The organism is Nitrosomonas sp. ANs5, from assembly GCF_050584665.1.
Classification (GTDB): Bacteria; Pseudomonadota; Gammaproteobacteria; order Burkholderiales; family Nitrosomonadaceae; genus Nitrosomonas.
The window spans coordinates 26,659-44,230 of the sequence record NZ_JBEUDO010000001.1 but is presented as its reverse complement, the minus strand read 5'-3'; the positions used below and the strand labels follow the sequence as shown (position 1 = coordinate 44,230).

Below are 17,572 nucleotides of genomic sequence, written 5' to 3'. Positions count from 1 at the left end.
CCATCAATTCTGACAAGCCAAAGGCTATCGGCCATTCATCGACCCGCCCCGGTTCCAATGTTTGGATCGGTAGTCTGTATGCATTCCCCAGCCCACCACATAGCGCCAAACGTTATTTGGGGATTGCATTCTCAGCAGTTTTCATTGACACTGAACAAAGGTGTTCCCTCTCGTTCGGGTCGATCGGGTACAGCTTGTTCGTTCTAGTACGCCGTTCCGTCAATTAGCTTACAAATGAAATCGATGGATTCGCCTGCCAGACTAGGCGCAAACCGCAGTCATAGCCGTAGCTATGGCGAGGATTTGCAACAACGCATGACAGGCGAAGGCGCGATTTCATGTAAGCGGTTTGGCGGAACGGAGTACTAGTCTGTCAGACTCGTACTAAAAGACCCTATCGAGCCGGGAAAATTTTGGCCTTTCACCTTGCTTTTATTTACCTTGGGAACGACAAAACAAATACTGCTCTAAAACACTTACGCTGGCTGAGCAGGTGAATCCGCCAATACCATGAAATGCCATGTCCCTGAACCGGTTGGCAACGTTCAATGGAAAGATCCAGGATAATTCACTATGTCCCAGAACAAAACCGATCTTACTGCTTCTCCCGATCTGCTCCGCCATGCCAAAGGCACAGGCCCGCTACGCAAGCAGCGTCCGATTTACCAGGATTTCCTCCCCCCTTGCAACCATGCCTGCCCGGCAGGTGAAAATATTCAAGCCTGGCTGGCGCTGGCCATGGCGGGACAATATGAACAAGCCTGGCAAAAACTCATCGAGGACAATCCCATGCCAGCCATCCTCGGACGAGTGTGTTATCACCCCTGCGAGGATAGCTGTAACCGCACACATATGGATGAACCGGTAAGCATCCATGCAGTGGAACGCTTTCTTGGCGACAAAGCGCTGGAAGCAGGCTGGCAGCCGCGCTTTGAAGCCGCACTTAGCGGCAAACGCGTGCTCGTGATCGGCGCAGGTCCCAGCGGATTGTCGGCCGCCTATCACTTGCGCCGCTTGGGGCACGAGGTGGAAATACGGGACGCGGGTCCGGTTGCCGGGGGCATGATGCACTTTGGCATTCCCGCCTATCGGCTGCCGCGCAATGTGCTGGCAGCCGAGGCCCAGCAAGTAGAAGCTATCGGCGTCAAAATGACCTTCAACCATAAAGTGGAAGATGTGCTGGCCGAGAAGGCCGCAGGCCATTTTGACGCCGTCTTCCTTGCTATTGGCACGCACCTGTCGAAGAAAATCGACATTCCCGCACGCGATGCAGGAAAAATCCTCGATGCGCTCACTTTCCTGAAAAATGCAAACACGGACTCTGCCCCGCAATTAGGGCGGCGGGTAGCCATTTACGGCGGTGGCAACACGGCAATGGATGCCGCCCGCATTGCCAAGCGCCTGGGTTATGAGCCCTTGATCATCTTCCGCCTGGATCGCACGCACATGACCGCTTTTGATTCCGAAGTGAATGAAGCGCTCTCGGAAGGGGTCAAAATCAACTGGCTGCGCAGTATTAAGGAAATTGACCAGCAATCCTTCAAGGTCGAGATTATGCGTGTCGAAAACGGCCAGCCGGTTGGCACGGGAGAATATGAAACACTGGAAGCCGATGCACTCGTGCTCGCCCTCGGCCAAGAGACCGATACCAGCTTCTTGCGCAATGTGCCAGGCATCACATTCGACCAGGATGGCATGGTGAAAGCGGGGCCAGACATGATGACCGGCTGCCCAGCGATCTTTGCCGGTGGTGACATGGTACCGAGCGAACGTACCGTCACCATTGCCATCGGTCACGGCAAGAAAGCGGCCCGCTTCATCGATGGCTATTTGCGTGGCCGGCCCTACTCCAGCCCCCCCAAACATCCGATAGCCGGCTTTGAACGCCTGCATACCTGGTATCAGACTTTCGCACCGCAACAGACGCAGCCTGAGCTGAAAGCCGAAACCCGCACCTATGACTTCAACGAAATCGTAGGTGGCCTGAATGAAGAGGAAGCACGCTATGAAGCCCAGCGTTGCCTCTCCTGTGGCAATTGTTTTGAATGCGATGGTTGCTATGGCGCCTGCCCGGAGGATGCCGTCATCAAGCTGGGGCCGGGTAAGCGTTACCGCTTCAACTATGATCTCTGCACGGGTTGCGCGGTCTGTTTCGAGCAATGTCCCTGTCATGCCATAGAAATGGTAGCGGAGCCGGAGTAAACAATGCATGCAAACGCTTGAACTCGTACCTTTGAGGCCGCTATGACAACACCCACCCGGAATAACAGGATTGCCACCATAGACGGTAATGAAGCAACCGCTTACATTGCCTATCGCGTCAACGAAGTGTGTGCGATCTATCCCATCACACCTTCTTCCACCATGGCAGAGCTTGCCGATGAATGGGCTGCCAAGGGCATCCCCAATATCTGGGGAAATGTACCGGAAGTCATAGAAATGCAAAGTGAGGCCGGCGCGGCAGGCACTGTGCATGGTGCCTTGCAGACCGGTGCCTTGACCACCACCTTTACCGCGTCGCAGGGGCTGATGCTGATGCTGCCCAATATGTACAAAATCGCGGGAGAATTGACCCCGGCCGTGTTTCATGTGGCCGCGCGATCTCTGGCTGCGCAGGCGCTTTCGATCTTTGGCGATCATAACGATGTCATGGCCGCCCGCACGACTGGCTTTGCGCTACTGGCCTCGGCCTCGGTTCAGGAAGCGCATGACATGGCGCTTATCTGTCAGGCCGCCACGCTGAAAGCCCGCATTCCTTTTCTGCACTTTTTCGACGGCTTTCGCACGTCCCACGAAGTGAGCAAAATCACGCTGCTCTCCGATGAGCAGATTCGCGCCATGATGGATGACGAGCTGGTCTACGCTCACCGCTACCGCAACCTGAATCCGGATCGACCGGTGATACGTGGCACTGCGCAAAACCCCGATGTTTACTTTCAGGCACGTGAAACCGTCAACCCCTACTACCTTCAATTGCCTGCCATCGTTGAAGAAAACATGGACCGTTTCTCGACACTGACCGGACGCCGCTATCAACTGTTTGAATACTATGGCGCGCCCGATGCCGAGCGCGTCGTCATCCTGATGGGCTCCGGCGCGCAGACTGCCATCGAAACCTGCAAACACCTTGCCGGCCTCGGAGAGAAAGTAGGCACCATTCTGGTGCGGCTGTACCGCCCCCTGTCCATGCAGCATTTTCTGCATGCACTCCCTCCTACCGCACGTAGAATCGCCGTGCTTGATCGCTCCAAGGAACCCGGCGCAACCGGCGAACCCTTGTATCAGGACGTCACCGCCACACTCATGGAAGCCTTCAGCGAGGGAAAAATCCCCGCCTTGCCGAGAATAGTTGGTGGCCGTTACGGTTTATCGTCCAAGGAATTTACGCCGGCCATGGCCAAGGCGGTTTTCGATGCGCTGAAGCAAGATACGCCCAAGAACCATTTCACTATTGGCATTCGCGACGACCTGACCCACAGCAGTCTCGAATATGACCCAGATTTTGTGCTGCAAGACAAAACCATGACAGAGGCTCTCTTTTTTGGGCTGGGGGCGGATGGCACCGTGGGCGCCAACAAGAACAGCATTAAAATCATCGGGGAGAATACGCCGCTTCATGCGCAAGGCTATTTTGTCTATGATTCCAAGAAGTCAGGCGCCAAAACTGTTTCTCATTTACGCTTTGGTAAAAACCCGATCCTGGCGCCTTATCTGATCAAGGAGGCAAATTTTATCGCCTGCCATCAATACAACTTTATCGAGAAAGAAAACATTCTGGCTCACGCCAGAGTGGGCGCCTGCTTTCTGCTCAACAGCCCTTATGGCCCTGAAGCCATTTGGAACGAACTCCCGCGGCCAGTACAGCAGGACATCCTCGACAAGCGCGTCCAACTATTTGTCATTGATGCCTCGAAAGTGGCCCGGGAAAGTGGCATGGGCCACCGCATCAACACCATCATGCAAACCTGTTTTTTCGCCCTCTCCGGTGTGCTGCCCAAGGATGAGGCCATCAGCCAGATTAAAAGGGCGATCGAGAAAACCTATGCCAAAAAAGGCAAGGCTGTCATTGCGCAAAACTTCCGCGCCGTGGATGCAGCCCTGGCGAACCTGCACCCGGTCGACATCCCGGACCAGGTAAACAGCCGCAAGCAAATACCACCGGCAGTCGCCGCCGACGCACCACAGTTTGTCCGGGAAGTCACTGCCATGATGATGCAGGGCAAGGGAGACGAGCTGCCAGTGAGCATGCTTCCGGCAGACGGCACATATCCCAGCGGTACCACCAAATGGGAAAAACGCAATATTGCCGATGAGGTACCCGCCTGGGAACCGGATATCTGCATTCAGTGCGGCAACTGCAGCTTCGTCTGCCCACATAGCGTCATTCGAGCCAAGTTCTATCACGGTGCACGCCTGGCGGGCGCACCGGCTGAATTTCCTTCTGCCCCTATCAACGCCAAAGGCTTCCCCGAAACACGCTATAGCCTGCAGGTCTATGTGGAAGACTGCACGGGTTGCAGGCTCTGCGTGGAAGCCTGCCCGGCCGTCAGCCTGACCGAGCCGGGCAAGAAAGCGATCAACATGCACAGCAAGGCTCCTGTCCTGGAACGCGAAAAACAACATATCGATTTCTTCATGCAGCTGCCAGTCAACGATCGCACCAGAATCGATTTTTCCCTGGTACGCGGTGCGCAGTTTCTGGAACCGCTGTTCGAATTTTCTGGCGCCTGCGCCGGTTGCGGCGAAACACCTTACCTACGTCTGCTCTCGCAGCTGTTCGGCGATCGCCTGATCGTGGCCAATGCCACGGGCTGCTCATCGATCTACGGCGGCAATCTGCCGACCACTCCCTGGACGACCAATGCACAGGGGCAAGGTCCAGCCTGGTCCAACTCGCTTTTCGAGGACAATGCCGAATTTGGCCTGGGAATGAGAATCACAGTCGACAAGCATGCCGTAATTGCCCGTGATTTGCTGGAAAAACTGCGGCCAGCATTGGGTGATGAACTGGTGGATGGGATTCTGCATGCCCCGCAACAGTTGGAATCCGAAATTTCCCGCCAACGCGAACGAGTCGGTCTGCTCAAGGTGAAACTGCTGCAAATGACCAGCCCCGATGCCAGTAGCCTGCTCTCGGTTGCAGACACCTTGGTGCGACGCAGCATCTGGCTAGTCGGAGGGGATGGCTGGGCCTACGATATCGGTGCCGGGGGACTGGATCATGTGCTCGCCAGTGGCAAGAACATGAATGTGCTGGTGCTGGATACCGAGGTTTATTCCAACACCGGTGGCCAGATGTCCAAGGCAACCCCCACTGCGGCTACTGCCAAGTTTGCCGCAGCCGGCAAACAGGTCGGTAAAAAAGATTTGGCCATGCAGGCCATCTCCTATGGCAATGTCTATGTCGCACAGATCGCCATGGGCGCCAATCCGCAGCAAACGCTGCTGGCCATGCGCGAAGCGGAAGCCTATCCCGGCCCCTCGCTCGTATTGGCCTATAGTCATTGCATCGCTCATGGCATCAATATGGCAAAAGGACTGGATCAGCAGAAACTGGCTGCCGCTTCCGGCCACTGGCCGCTGATCCGCTACAATCCAGCTCTGCGTCAGGCAGGCAAGAATCCCTTCATCCTTGATTCCCCCCGCCCGACGATCAAGCTGAAGGACTATGCCTACAATGAACTGCGCTACCGTATCCTCGCGCAGAGCAAACCGGACGAGGCGGAACATCTTCTCAAACTGGCCCAGGAAATCGTCAATCTTCGCTGGAAAACCTACGAGGACATGGCGAGCTGGCCATCGCAGGATTTCCAGCCGATTGCCTGATCAGACGGAGATTTCGGAGCTGTGTGGCGAAAACAGCAGGCACGCAGATTGATCAACTCAAAAATATACTGAGCAAAAATATGAAAGATCTGACATCCACCTACATGGGGCTCAGGCTCCGCTCGCCAATCGTTGTTTCAGCCTGCCCGCTTTCCGAACAGGTGGATAACATTGTTCAGATGGAAGATGCCGGCGCGGGCGCGGTCGTGCTGTTCTCGCTGTTCGAGGAACAGCTCCGGCAGGAGATGGCAGCCTATGAATCCGTGCTGGATGCAACCAGCAATACTTTCGCCGAAGCCCTCGATTATTTCCCTGGGCTAGAAGATTATCATGTCGGTCCGGACCAATATCTGGAAATCATTCGCCAGGCCAAAGCGCGCGTGGACATCCCCATCATCGCCAGCCTCAACGGCATCACCGATGCAGGCTGGATCGACTATGCCCAGCAAATGGAAGCAGCCGGTGCCGATGGCATCGAACTCAACGTGTTCTATATCCCGGCTGACCTGGCGCTGACCGGCACCGAGGTGGAGGCACGCTACCTGGATATCGTCAGCCGCATCAAAACCAGTGTCTCAGTACCGGTCGCAATCAAGCTCAATCCCTACTTCTCGGCCATGGGCAATATGGCCCACCGCCTGGCAGATGCCGGCGCAGACGGCCTGGTGCTCTTCAACCGCTTTTACCAGCCCGACTTCGATATCCGGGCACTGAAAGTGCTCTCCAACCTGGAATACAGCCACGCCAACGAAATCCGCCTCCCACTCCTGTGGATTTCAGTTTTGTATGGCAAAATCCACGCATCGCTGGCCGCAACCACCGGCGTGCAAAGCGCCACTGAAGCGATCAAGTACCTGCTGGCCGGCGCCGATGCAGTCATGACTGCTTCCTCGCTTTACCAGCATGGCATCAACCATCTCGCCACCATCACCCAAGGCGTACAGGAATGGATGGAAATGCTGGATTTCCAATCCGTCAGCCAGTTCAAAGGCGTGATGAGCCAGCAAAACACCATCGACCCAAGCGCGTTTGAACGGGCGAACTACATCCGGATACTGGAGGGAAGCAAATAGTGAATATACCTATGAACCATTTTCAGTAACCCTTCAGACGTAATGGCAATCTCCGTAATGGCCAGCGCCAACGGGCGCGTAACCATCCAGTTGATCGGTGCGCTTGCGCACCGATCAACTGACGATAGATGATGCCCTGCTGCCTCATGTGCTGAGAATTGTATGGAGGCATAATAGTGAATTGTAACGACGTATTATTCCCCAGCCCTGCTTGCTCGTCATGGCGATGGCTGTTACGGGTGTGGGTAGCGGTTACGTTTATTGCGGTTCATTGTGAGCGCAGCGAAGCAATCCAACCCAAGCCTGCCTGCCTGGCCTTGATGCTGAGCGCCTTGCCAGGGTAGTCGCAGGCGAGGCACGGATAGTCGCCGGAAGATCAACGCGAATGAATACGAAGCCCCAGAAATGGTGAGTGAAGTATTGCAGTGCGCAGAGTGCATTTACGCACCATGAAACTGGCGAGGGATTATCTCTGAACGGCACATATATTCTACTGAAAATTGCATAGGGGCATATTGCGTAATGTGTAAATCTGGTATCGTTGTATGTAGTGTTTCCAGAATAAGGAGCCGATACAATGAAAACGGTTAAATTGTTAATGGCTGGCTTTTCGCTAAGTACCGCAATAGGTCTGGCTGACCATGTCCATGCATTCGATTTGGATACGCTCTCAGGCACTAATGGCGCTCTGCAGCAAGGTAAACAAATATTGCAAGGCGGTGGTGACACCGCCACGACCGTCGCACCGACTGCAGACAGCAGCACCGGACTAACCGAAGTATTGATGCAGCAATTGGGTGTCACCCAGCAGCAGGCGCAGGGTGGCGCAGGCGCACTCTTACAGCTGGCAAAATCGAGAATGACGGGCAGTGATTTTACTGCTTTGAGCCATTCGGTCCCCGATATGCAAAGTCTACTGGGTGCCGCGCCTGCTGCCGGCGCACTCGGTAGTGGTGGCATGGCTGGCACATTCCTGCAACTCGGCATGACACCCGACATGGTTCAGAAATTCATACCCACTATTGTGCAGTATGTTGAAGGCACGGGCGGGAGCGCCCTCGCGACTGCGCTCCGGTCTGCGTTGATGGGCGGGATGTAAACACGGCTGAGCCGTTACAGCAGTAGGTTTGCCGGCAACAATTGGGTTGGATAAACAGAATGAGAATGCTCAGGCACTACGCAGGCGAGAGTATTTGATCAAAACAACTGTCAGCATTGGCAACACGAAACCGATGAGGGTCACTGTTATAAGCAGTATGCCCAACTCGCTGTAATCAGCGGGGATCAGAATCTCACCGGTTTCTGCATCTTTGACTTCACGCGTGACAGTGAATACCTGGTTAATATATTTGGTGCCCAGTTGCGAGGCAGACAATGCCAGGTTGGTAAAGGATGCCATCACGGCAAAGAAAGTAGCCTTGAGTTTGTCGGGCGCGGAATTGGCGATCCAGGCAAGCATGGGAATCATTGCGATCTGCCCGAGCGGCGATTCCAGTGCAGTATCGATCACCGCAATAAAACGCGCATCCACCACACCATCCGTGCGCGCAGCAGTCCATTCATGCAAGCCAAAATACATGCCGATGATCGGCAATGACAGAACCGTGCCAGCTACAGTCAGGAAACCAATGACATACGCCATCGAACGTTCCGCCATGAAGCGACGAAAAATGAACATTCCGGCAAGTGTCAATGTGGAGCCAATCAAGGACAATGTCGCCAGAAATTGCTGATCGAAATCCAACTCGTCGATCATCCACCAGGTCGCCCCGGCACCAGGAGTGGGAATCGCGCGAAACACGAACACCAGCAGAGCCGTACCGACCAGAACCCGGCGTGCTTCAGGCTCCAGCTCGCTGGTCAAGCGCCAGATCAGGAACAGGATAATTGCCATCGACAGGCAGAAGATAATTTCTTCCGCACCAGGTATTTGCCCAAGACCCGCACCCAATGAAATAATCATGAATACCAAGCCCCCGCCAAGTATCCACCAATTGATTGGCGGGGCTTCATTATGCACATTCAGCAAGGCTTCGGCCGCCTTGCGATCGAGGCCTTGCGTAATAAAACGCTTGGTATCACGCCGTTTCAACCAGGCCGCCAGCCAAACCCCGCAAACAGATACCAGCGGAATGATCAGGGCAAGTTGATAAACGAATAAATAGACAGCGCCTTTCTCTTCTTCCGAAAGTGTCGCAACGTCGCGCATCAATATGACGTTAACCACCGCCACCAGTATCCCGCCACCGATAATTGCCACCCGGCCGAGGGTCTGCATGGTGATGTGCATTTGCTTGCGCTTGCCTGCCTCGACCATGTTCCCATTCGGTTCAACCCGTGGCACCGCTTCTACGGTCATGGCATCGGCCACGACATCCTGCAGCACATATCCGATCGGTGCCAGCAACGCGGCCGCGACATACCAATGGGCCAGCGGTGCAAGCGCGCGCATACTTTCTGTATAACCGAGCAGCCCGACCATGATGAACAGGCTGAGTGCGATCAAACCAGCACCCATATAGACCAGCAGGCTTTTCCAGCGCCACATCAAGTCCACCAGATGGCCAAGCGGCATTTTGAGCGCCCAGGGTAGCGCCATCCAGAACCCGAGTGCTGCCAGGAATTCTGCCGACAGTCCCAGACGCTCCTTGACATAGAATGTGCCGACGATGCCAGTCAGACTGGAGATGCCAGCTGCCAGATAGACCATCAAGGGCGGCAAATAGGAAAGCCGCATCTCCCTGCCGAGAGATAGCAGATTGAGGTCGACCCAACGCACCAGCGCGGCTGGCAAGCCGTTTAGAAACTTGATATTCATGAGATGCAAACCTTAGGTTGGACGTTTGCCCACCAGGACTTGCACCTTTTGTTCCAGGCCATTGCGCAAAATTGTCAGTGTCGTGACTTTTCCGGGCGGGAGCGCTGCGACCTTGTTCAGCATTTCCGAAGAATTTCTGACCGTTTCTCCATTCACGGCAATCAGAATATCGCCAGGCTTGATTCCGGCATCATCAGCCGGACCATTCTTGAGCACACCCGCGATCAGGGTACCGCGAGTTCTTTCCAGTCCGAACGATTCGGCCAATTCGGGGGTGATATCCTGCATGCTGACACCCAGCCAGCCACGTACAACACCACCGGTCTCAATAATTTGCTGCATGATCTGTTTGACCGCGCTGACGGGAATGGCGAAGCCAATCCCGAGAGAACCGCCAGTGCGCGAGTATATCGCGGTATTGATGCCGATCAGGTTGCCGGATGTGTCGGTCAAGGCCCCGCCCGAATTACCAGGATTGATCGCCGCATCGGTCTGAATGAAGTTCTCAAAGGTATTGATGCCCACCTGAGAGCGGCCGAGTGCGCCGATAATCCCCATGGTGACAGTCTGCCCAACACCAAAAGGATTGCCGATTGCAAGCACGATATCCCCAACTTTGGCCTGGTCGGATTCACCAAAAGTAATGCTGGGGAGATTATCGAGATCGATCTTGAGCACGGCCAGATCGCTCTCCGGATCCGAACCGATCGTGCGCGCCTTCGCGTTTCTGCCATCAACCAGCGCGACCTGAATCTCACTGGCCGCTTCCACCACATGATGGTTGGTTAGAATATATCCCTCCGGGCTGACAATCACCCCAGACCCGAGACTGGAGGTCCGTTGCATTCTGGGGCTGTAGCGATCACCGAAAAAGCGCTGAAAGAAGGGATCTTCCATCAACGGATGCTGAGGGGCTCTGACCTCTTTACTGGTATAGATGTTCACCACCGAAGGCATGGCCCGTTCCGCGGCAGCATTGAAACTGTCAGCGCGAGGTGCCGCCACGATCTCTGGCCCTGCAACTTCGCGTATGGTTGCGAGCTTGCCCCGCGGCGTCCAGGGCAACAACTCAGGGCGTAAAGTGGACACCACAAAAAAAATAGCAAGCAGAACAGTTGCAGTTTGTGCAAAAATTGACCAAAGTTTATACATAGCAGATTATCAATCGCTTGAATTCAAAAAAGACATTATGCAACAAAACGTGTTGGAACATTATTTGAATGACCTGCTGAATGCCTGTCAGTTCCAGGATTATTGCCCAAATGGTTTACAGGTCGAAGGCCGCGCAATGGTACATACCATCGTCAGCGGTGTGACCGCGTCACAGGCATTATTGGAGGCCGCAGTTGCGCGGCAGGCGGATGCCGTGCTGGTTCATCATGGCTATTTCTGGCGTGGCGAAGACATCCGTTTGCGCGGCATCAAACGCCATCGCCTCGCCACCTTGCTCAAGCATAACATCAATCTCTACGCCTATCACCTGCCGCTGGACGCTCATCCCGAGCTGGGCAACAATGCCCAGCTCGGGATGAAATTGAACATCACGGAAGATGGCTGTTTTGGCGAACAGGATCTCGCGCGGCACGGCCACTTGGCCGAACCCACCAGTTTGCAAGCGCTGAACGACACATTGGAGCGGGTTCTGGGACGCACACCTCTCGCAATCGGTGATGCTTCCAAGCCAGTTGAGCGTATCGCCTGGTGTACGGGCGCAGCGCAGGGCTATTTTGAAGCAGCGATTGCGTTAGGGGTGGATACGTATATCACTGGCGAGATTTCCGAACAAAACGTGCACGCCGCGAGGGAATCCGGTGTCGCATATATCGCGGCCGGACATCATGCAACCGAACGCTACGGCGTCCAGGCGCTCGGGGAACATCTCTCGCACAAGTTTGGATTCATCCATCATTTTATTGATATAGATAATCCTGTGTGAGCCCGCATGCGCTACTCTTTTTTGTCGGCCTCATCTTGCGCTTCGGCCTGTTTGTTCTTTTTCCTGGGAAGGGTCCACCAGATGATAAATGCTATCAGCGCCAATACCAATGCTGCTTCGAATGCCAATACCCACATATTTATCAGATTTAATCTGTCATTTACTATAAACCTATAACTTTAACTGAATTCTGATGAAAACCCAATCGACATTGCTAGGGCTCGCAATTTTGTTTGGACTGTCAGGTTGCAAGACTGAAACAGCCACCCCGAAACCTTCCATAGCAGAGAAGCCGATAGTCTCGACCGAAGCCCCACCGCCTTCCCAACATCCTCCGAAAGCACCCGCCATTATCCATGGCAAAGGCCTGCTCAAGGCTTCTGACTGGGCCCGGTTACCGGACTGGCAACAGACGACACTTTTGCCGACTTGGGGAACCTTCCTCCAGGGCTGTCAGCCTCTCAAGCACCGCTCACTATGGCAGGAAATCTGTGCGCGCGCCGCAGCCATCGAGCGCCCCGATGAACTGACCATCAGGCGCTTCATGGAAAATCATTTCATTCCCTATCAGGTGGTTAATGCGGATGGCAGCACCGAAGGATTGGCCACGGGTTACTACGAACCTCTGCTTTATGGCAGCAGAAAACCTTCCGGCCGTTTTCGCTACCCCATTTATGCGCCCCCCAAGGATTTACTGACGATCGACCTTAACAATACCCATGCCGACAACCCATCCACCCTTGCGCGGGGCCGCCTGGAAGGACGCAAGGTTGTCCCCTACTATACACGGGCAGAAATTGAGAACAACCGCAACCTGTTAAAAGGCAGAGAACTCTTATGGGTGGAAGATCAGGTTGAACTGTTCTTTCTGCAGATACAGGGATCCGGGCGGGTTATCCTGGAAAATGGTGAGATCGTAAAAGTTGGGTATGCCGATCATAATGGCTATCCCTATCGCTCCATAGGCAAGCTGCTCATCGAACAGGGCGAGCTGGCAGCTTGGCAGGCATCCATGCAAGGGATCAAACGCTGGGGCCAACAAAATCCGGATAAGCTCGAAACCTTGCTTCAGCAGAACGCACGTTTTATTTTCTTTCGTGAGCTACCCGCCAGCCTTTCCGGTCCGGTCGGCGCACTCGGTGTACCGCTGACCGCTGGCAGAAGTATTGCCATTGATCCTGACAGCATCCCCTTGGGCGCACCGATTTACCTGGCCACAACCTGGCCCAACACTGCCGAACCCCTCAACCGGTTGATGGTGGCGCAAGATACCGGCAGTGCTATCAAGGGCGGCGTGCGCGCTGATTTTTTCTGGGGATACGGCAAAGAAGCCGAGACCCAGGCAGGCAAAATGAAACAACCAGCCAGAATGTGGGTGCTGCTTCCCAAAAAATACCAGCACCAGGCGCGCAAACCTTGACTATCGCTATTTACCGGCTACCGCTTGGTTGAGCCGTTTCTCGATTTCATCGAGCGGAATCAGCCCGGACACAACCGAACCATCAGCAAATATCAGGGTGGGCGTCCCCGTCACCCGATGTTGCTGCCCCGATTGTAACAATGTTTGCATTGGTGTTTCGCAATCCTTAGCGGCTGGTGCAATCGCTCTGAGCATAAAATCATCCCATGCCTTGAGCCGATCTTCGGCACACCAGATAGCTTTGGCGGTAGCTGCTGAGCCATTCAGAATTGGGTAAAGCAGGGTGTAAATAGTCACATCGGTTGCATTGACCAGCTCTTTTTCCAGCCGCTTGCAGTAAGGGCAATTCGGATCGGAATACACGATCAGGGTTCTTTTGCCGTTTCCCTTGACTGCCTTGATGGCATGCTCCAGCGGCAAGCTATCGATTGCAATCCGGCGTGCGTCCCGGATCTGTTGCATGCGCTCGCTGGTCAGACTGACCCGGGTTTGGGTGTCCACAATGTGGCCCATGAAGAAATAGTCTGCTTTTTCATCTGTGTAAAAAATTTCGCCGCCGATGACCACCTCATACAGTCCGAGGAACGGCGTCTGGGTCAGGCTCTCGATCTCGCTCTCAGGGAAATGGGCCTGAATAGCTTTTTTCAGATCCGTTTCTTCGGCCAGGACAATTCCCGCGAGGAAACAGCCCAGCAAGCCCAAAAAACGGAATGATCGGAAAGATATGGACATTGAGTTTCTCCTATGTAAATGGCTTAATCGCTGACGGCAGGCAGGCTCAACTCAGTGCGTGCTGCATCAACCTGGTTTTCAGAACAGGCAAGCGGTTGGTGATCTCGAATCCCAGATTTCTCAAACGAATGAGGGTTGCATGCTCGCTGCCAAACAATTTCTGCAGTCCGTCTGTGACCCATTCCATGGCCAGAATGTCTTCTTTCCGGCTCCGCTCGTAACAACGTAAAAGGTGATGTTCGCCGCAATCTCCCACCCCGTCAAACTGCAAAAGCAGATTGGCAAGTTCACGCGCATCCCGCAACCCCAAATTCACCCCCTGCCCGGCAAGCGGATGAATGCCATGCGCGGCATCGCCGATCAGGGCCAGCCGTGGTTTGACAAGTGATTGGACATGCACAAAATTCAATGGAAATCCAAGTGGCGGCGTAATCAACTGCATCGCACCCAGTGCGTGATTGGCAGCCTGAGCAACGAAATCGCCCAACGCTTCCTCGGACAGTTCAAGCAGCATATCGGCTCTGGATTTATTGGCTGACCAAACCATGGACACGCGTTTGCCTGGCAGTGGCAGGAGTGCCAGAATACCGTCACGGCGGAACCATTGAAATGCGATGTTGTGATGGGCGCGCTCAGTCTGAAAATTGGCGACGATCCCGGTCTGAAAATAGCTATGGGATTCGGTACCGATACCCGCCTGTTCCCTGACCCAGGAATTGACACCATCCGCACCGACCACCAGGGCCGCCTGCAAACTGCTGCCATCCGCAAGTGTCAGCTCGGCATGCGATTCATGCCAGGCTATCGATGCGCACCGCGCCGGACAGAATATCTCGACATTGGCCGCCCCGGATGTCAGCATCTCCCAGATGGCATGCTGCAACTGCCGATTTTCGGCGATATAAGCAAGCTCCGGCACACCGCTTTCGTAGGCACTGAAATCAAGTCTGGCTGCCTGATCATCGCCATGGACCTGCATGTCGTAAACGGGGGTAATACGCGCGGCATCCAGCCTCTGCCAGGCGTTCATTTTCCGCAGAAAATCGGCACTCCCGGGGCTGATCGCATAAATCCTCCCATCCCAGCTCGCATCATCTGGAATGGGCGCCGGCAAGCGAGACTCAACCACCGCCAGCTTCAAACCACTGTCCTTCAATGCGGCCAGCAGACTTGCCCCGACCAACCCACCACCAATTACCACGATATCGAATTTCATAACTGGATTATACTAGGATAGCAAATGCAGATTATGCCTGATTTCTTCCCTCAGGCGCCTGCTCTTTACATCGACAGAAAAAATTTGGACTGCACGCTGTGCGGGTTAGTCCCGAGCATCCCGCCATTTCCAGCGCAACCAGACACGAAGCTGTCTGAACGCCTCTGCATCGATTGCGTCCGGCAGAATGACAAGGGTACGACGCCAAACAGTATGTTCGTCTTTCAGGCAAAGTACGACCATATAGGATGCGACAAAAGTATTGCCATCCACACGGCAATCAAGATGGTCATTTGTCAGCAGACTGACCCGGCAGCCATTTCTGCCAGTCAACTGCAATTTGACAATCGCCTGCGACGAATTTAACCAGGCAAATTGCCGGAAGTAGTAGTATAGGCTGCCTGCCAGCAGCAACGTCATACAAATCTTCAGCAGCACAGGCAATGCCGTTGGCCAAATCGCGCCCACTGCCGCGCCATGCGCGAGCCCTAGCAAAACGGCGAGCTGTCTGGAGGCATGCAGCTGGATATTTAATTTATCCATATTGATGAATGGGCCTGATTCTTCATACAATTCGGTTTCGCTGGATAATAACCTCGTTCGCGCATGTGCAGCCAAACCGCTGCATGTTACATGCTGTTACATGGCAGAAACTTTCTGCAAGCTTACATCAAGCACAGTTCAGCTCTCAAGCAACTGGCAAATTTTGGATAATTTGAATAAATTCACTCATGAATTCTGATTGGTTTACATTCCTGGCAGGCCAGAATGCGCATATCGAATCCGATTGCGTGCAGCATTTTGGCCATCCAGCCGAAGAACTGGCTCATACCGAGGTGGACACGGTACTGACTGATCTTTCTCATTTAGGCCTGATTCGTTTTTCCGGAGAGGATGCGCACAGTTTCTTACAAGGACAATTGAGTTGCGATCTCCGCACCGTCACCTCCGATATCGCGACGCATGGCGGCTATTGCACACCCAAAGGACGTTTGTTAAGCAATTTTCTGATCTGGCAGGATCTATCCGGAGAAGGCTATTTGATGCAACTCCCCCTGGAACGGGTTGATGCCGTGATAAAACGGCTCAGGATGTTCGTGCTGCGCGCAAAAGTAACTCTGCAAGATGAAAGTAAAAATCTTGTGCGCTTCGGCATTGCGGGGCAGAAAGCCAGACAGTTGCTACAAGCCAGCCTGCCCCATATCACCATTCCGACACAGCCACTGCGGTGGACGCCAATACCCGATGGGCAACTGCTGTGCCATAATATTCAACGATTTGAGTGCATCACCACGCCTGCCCATGCATCTTCGTTATGGACACGAATCCATGAGCAAGCTCACTGCGCCGGCGCCAAGTGCTGGGAATGGCTGGAAATCAGCGAGGGAATCCCCAGCATTCAAGCGGCAACGCAAGAACAGTTTGTTCCACAGATGATCAATCTGGATATTATCGGTGGCGTCAGTTTTAAGAAAGGCTGTTATCCAGGCCAGGAAATAGTCGCGCGCACCCAGTATCTGGGTAGGCTCAAGCGCCGCATGTATCGTGCGCATATTGATTCACCTTCGATTGTAGCTGCGGGTAATGATCTGTTCAGTGCCGATACGCAAAATCAGGCTTGCGGGATGATCGTTCGCGCGGCCCCCTCGCCTGCCGGGGGATACGATGTGCTGGCCGTCATTCAAATCAGTAGCGCACAAGCCAGCACGATAATACACTGGCAGCACCCCGATGGTCCGCAGCTGGCGTTGCTGCCGCTGCCCTATCCGCTCCCGCCATCCTAGCACCCAGTACAACCGAGATCATGGAAACAGCTGCCCGCAGCGCATACAAATTTCCGATGCAGCAGCAGAGATTTTATCGTGCTCGTTCAGTTTGATTGCAATGGCGTCACTCAGTCACGCCATTGCGTTCAAGCAGCTTCACCACACTGCGATGATCCCGTTTCTCTGCCCATTTGAGCGCCGTACCATCCGCCTCGTTTCGTATCAGCGCGTCTGCGCCGTGTTTCAGCAACAATTCGACCGTATCGTAATGATTGCCGCGTGCAGCCATCATCAGTGCGGTTGTGCCGTTATCGGTTGTGGCGTTGACGCTTGCCCCAAAGCTCAGCAGGAATTGCACAATTTCGCTATAGCCTTTACTGGCAGCATAGATCAGCGGGTTCCAGCCATCATGATCGATATCCGCACCCTTGGCATAGAGCTGTTTGACCAGCTCCAGCTGACCATGATAGCTGGCCAGCATGATGGCTGTCTCGCCGTACTTATTCCGCAAATCTGGGTCCGCGCCAGCTTCAAGCAACAATATCGCCAGTTTAGGTTGCTGGTTGCGTGCGGCCAGCATCAGGGCAGTATATCCCTGAGAATTGCGCACATTGGGATTTGCACCTTTGTCCAGCAATTTCCGGGTTTGGGAGGCGTTATTGTTCTCCACGGCCCTGATCAAATCTTCATCCATACCGGCATGCACGGGCATGCTCAGAATGACTAGACAAAGCAGAAAAACCAGTGTGCGAATAGGGAAAGTTTGCTGTGGGGTCGTATGCATG

The 17,572-nt window shown here is 54.2% G+C and carries 13 protein-coding genes; 7 read left to right on the top strand and 6 right to left on the bottom strand.

Annotated features, from left to right (window positions below; genetic code table 11):
- The first annotated feature begins 573 nt into the window (after nucleotides 1-573).
- The 4 genes from ABTW62_RS00180 to ABTW62_RS00165 all read left to right on the top strand — a co-directional run bounded on the left by ABTW62_RS00180 (nucleotide 574) and on the right by ABTW62_RS00165 (nucleotide 7,998).
- Complete coding sequence (locus ABTW62_RS00180; protein ID WP_430902550.1) at nucleotides 574-2,202, top strand: NAD(P)-binding protein; 1,629 nt, start codon at nucleotides 574-576, stop codon at nucleotides 2,200-2,202.
- 42 nt (nucleotides 2,203-2,244) lie between these two features.
- The gene (nifJ, locus tag ABTW62_RS00175) at nucleotides 2,245-5,826 is read left to right on the top strand and encodes a pyruvate:ferredoxin (flavodoxin) oxidoreductase (protein ID WP_430902549.1); all 3,582 of its coding nucleotides are present in this window, start codon (nucleotides 2,245-2,247) and stop codon (nucleotides 5,824-5,826) included.
- Nucleotides 5,827-5,906: 80 nt separating this feature from the next.
- Nucleotides 5,907-6,899: a dihydroorotate dehydrogenase-like protein gene (locus ABTW62_RS00170; RefSeq protein ID WP_430902548.1), complete on the top strand. Its 993-nt coding sequence runs from the start codon at nucleotides 5,907-5,909 to the stop codon at nucleotides 6,897-6,899.
- 577 nt (nucleotides 6,900-7,476) lie between these two features.
- Nucleotides 7,477-7,998, top strand: coding sequence for a DUF2780 domain-containing protein (locus ABTW62_RS00165; protein ID WP_430902547.1), 522 nt, complete (start codon nucleotides 7,477-7,479; stop codon nucleotides 7,996-7,998).
- Nucleotides 7,999-8,067: 69 nt separating this feature from the next.
- Here the strand turns inward: ABTW62_RS00165 and ABTW62_RS00160 are convergent, their stop codons facing one another.
- Together ABTW62_RS00160 and ABTW62_RS00155 are read right to left on the bottom strand one after the other, a co-directional pair.
- Nucleotides 8,068-9,717: a hypothetical protein gene (locus ABTW62_RS00160; RefSeq protein ID WP_430902546.1), complete on the bottom strand. Its 1,650-nt coding sequence runs from the start codon at nucleotides 9,715-9,717 to the stop codon at nucleotides 8,068-8,070.
- Between the two features lie 12 nt (nucleotides 9,718-9,729).
- On the bottom strand, nucleotides 9,730-10,869 hold the full coding sequence (locus tag ABTW62_RS00155; protein ID WP_430902545.1) for a Do family serine endopeptidase: 1,140 nt from the start codon (nucleotides 10,867-10,869) through the stop codon (nucleotides 9,730-9,732).
- Nucleotides 10,870-10,906: 37 nt separating this feature from the next.
- Here ABTW62_RS00155 and ABTW62_RS00150 point away from each other — a divergent pair, with 37 nt between their 5' ends.
- Both ABTW62_RS00150 and mltA read left to right on the top strand, forming a co-directional pair.
- On the top strand, nucleotides 10,907-11,653 hold the full coding sequence (locus tag ABTW62_RS00150; RefSeq protein ID WP_430902544.1) for a Nif3-like dinuclear metal center hexameric protein: 747 nt from the start codon (nucleotides 10,907-10,909) through the stop codon (nucleotides 11,651-11,653).
- A 193-nt stretch (nucleotides 11,654-11,846) separates the two neighbouring features.
- Complete coding sequence (mltA, locus tag ABTW62_RS00145; protein ID WP_430902543.1) at nucleotides 11,847-13,073, top strand: murein transglycosylase A; 1,227 nt, start codon at nucleotides 11,847-11,849, stop codon at nucleotides 13,071-13,073.
- Nucleotides 13,074-13,079: 6 nt separating this feature from the next.
- Here mltA and ABTW62_RS00140 read toward each other — a convergent pair whose 3' ends face one another.
- From ABTW62_RS00140 to ABTW62_RS00130, 3 genes are all read right to left on the bottom strand, one after another.
- Nucleotides 13,080-13,805, bottom strand: coding sequence for a DsbC family protein (locus ABTW62_RS00140; protein ID WP_430902542.1), 726 nt, complete (start codon nucleotides 13,803-13,805; stop codon nucleotides 13,080-13,082).
- Between the two features lie 46 nt (nucleotides 13,806-13,851).
- Nucleotides 13,852-15,021, bottom strand: a complete 1,170-nt coding sequence (locus tag ABTW62_RS00135; RefSeq protein WP_430902541.1) for a UbiH/UbiF family hydroxylase — start codon at nucleotides 15,019-15,021, stop codon at nucleotides 13,852-13,854.
- A 105-nt stretch (nucleotides 15,022-15,126) separates the two neighbouring features.
- Entirely contained in the window at nucleotides 15,127-15,564 is a 438-nt protein-coding gene (locus ABTW62_RS00130; protein ID WP_430902540.1) for a protein YgfX, read from the bottom strand.
- A gap of 188 nt (nucleotides 15,565-15,752) precedes the next feature.
- Between ABTW62_RS00130 and ABTW62_RS00125 the strand changes: the two genes are divergently transcribed.
- A complete protein-coding gene (locus ABTW62_RS00125; RefSeq protein WP_430902539.1) occupies nucleotides 15,753-16,805 on the top strand; it encodes a YgfZ/GcvT domain-containing protein in 1,053 nt (350 codons plus the stop codon).
- Between the two features lie 106 nt (nucleotides 16,806-16,911).
- On the opposite strand, the gene ABTW62_RS00120 is transcribed toward ABTW62_RS00125, so the two are convergent.
- Nucleotides 16,912-17,571 (bottom strand): ankyrin repeat domain-containing protein, encoded by a 660-nt coding sequence (locus tag ABTW62_RS00120; RefSeq protein WP_430902538.1) that lies wholly within the window; start codon nucleotides 17,569-17,571, stop codon nucleotides 16,912-16,914.
- Nucleotide 17,572: the final 1 nt, after the last annotated feature.

What these genes read in the sequence shown, in the direction of transcription:
- ABTW62_RS00180 (WP_430902550.1), top strand. Translation starts at nt 574, where the DNA reads ATGTCCCAGAACAAAACCGATCTTACTGCTTCTCCCGATCTGCTCCGC.
- nifJ (WP_430902549.1), top strand. Translation starts at nt 2,245, where the DNA reads ATGACAACACCCACCCGGAATAACAGGATTGCCACCATAGACGGTAAT.
- ABTW62_RS00170 (WP_430902548.1), top strand. Translation starts at nt 5,907, where the DNA reads ATGAAAGATCTGACATCCACCTACATGGGGCTCAGGCTCCGCTCGCCA.
- ABTW62_RS00165 (WP_430902547.1), top strand. Translation starts at nt 7,477, where the DNA reads ATGAAAACGGTTAAATTGTTAATGGCTGGCTTTTCGCTAAGTACCGCA.
- ABTW62_RS00160 (WP_430902546.1), bottom strand. Translation starts at nt 9,717, where the DNA reads ATGAATATCAAGTTTCTAAACGGCTTGCCAGCCGCGCTGGTGCGTTGG.
- ABTW62_RS00155 (WP_430902545.1), bottom strand. Translation starts at nt 10,869, where the DNA reads ATGTATAAACTTTGGTCAATTTTTGCACAAACTGCAACTGTTCTGCTT.
- ABTW62_RS00150 (WP_430902544.1), top strand. Translation starts at nt 10,907, where the DNA reads ATGCAACAAAACGTGTTGGAACATTATTTGAATGACCTGCTGAATGCC.
- mltA (WP_430902543.1), top strand. Translation starts at nt 11,847, where the DNA reads ATGAAAACCCAATCGACATTGCTAGGGCTCGCAATTTTGTTTGGACTG.
- ABTW62_RS00140 (WP_430902542.1), bottom strand. Translation starts at nt 13,805, where the DNA reads ATGTCCATATCTTTCCGATCATTCCGTTTTTTGGGCTTGCTGGGCTGT.
- ABTW62_RS00135 (WP_430902541.1), bottom strand. Translation starts at nt 15,021, where the DNA reads ATGAAATTCGATATCGTGGTAATTGGTGGTGGGTTGGTCGGGGCAAGT.
- ABTW62_RS00130 (WP_430902540.1), bottom strand. Translation starts at nt 15,564, where the DNA reads ATGGATAAATTAAATATCCAGCTGCATGCCTCCAGACAGCTCGCCGTT.
- ABTW62_RS00125 (WP_430902539.1), top strand. Translation starts at nt 15,753, where the DNA reads ATGAATTCTGATTGGTTTACATTCCTGGCAGGCCAGAATGCGCATATC.
- ABTW62_RS00120 (WP_430902538.1), bottom strand. Translation starts at nt 17,571, where the DNA reads ATGCATACGACCCCACAGCAAACTTTCCCTATTCGCACACTGGTTTTT.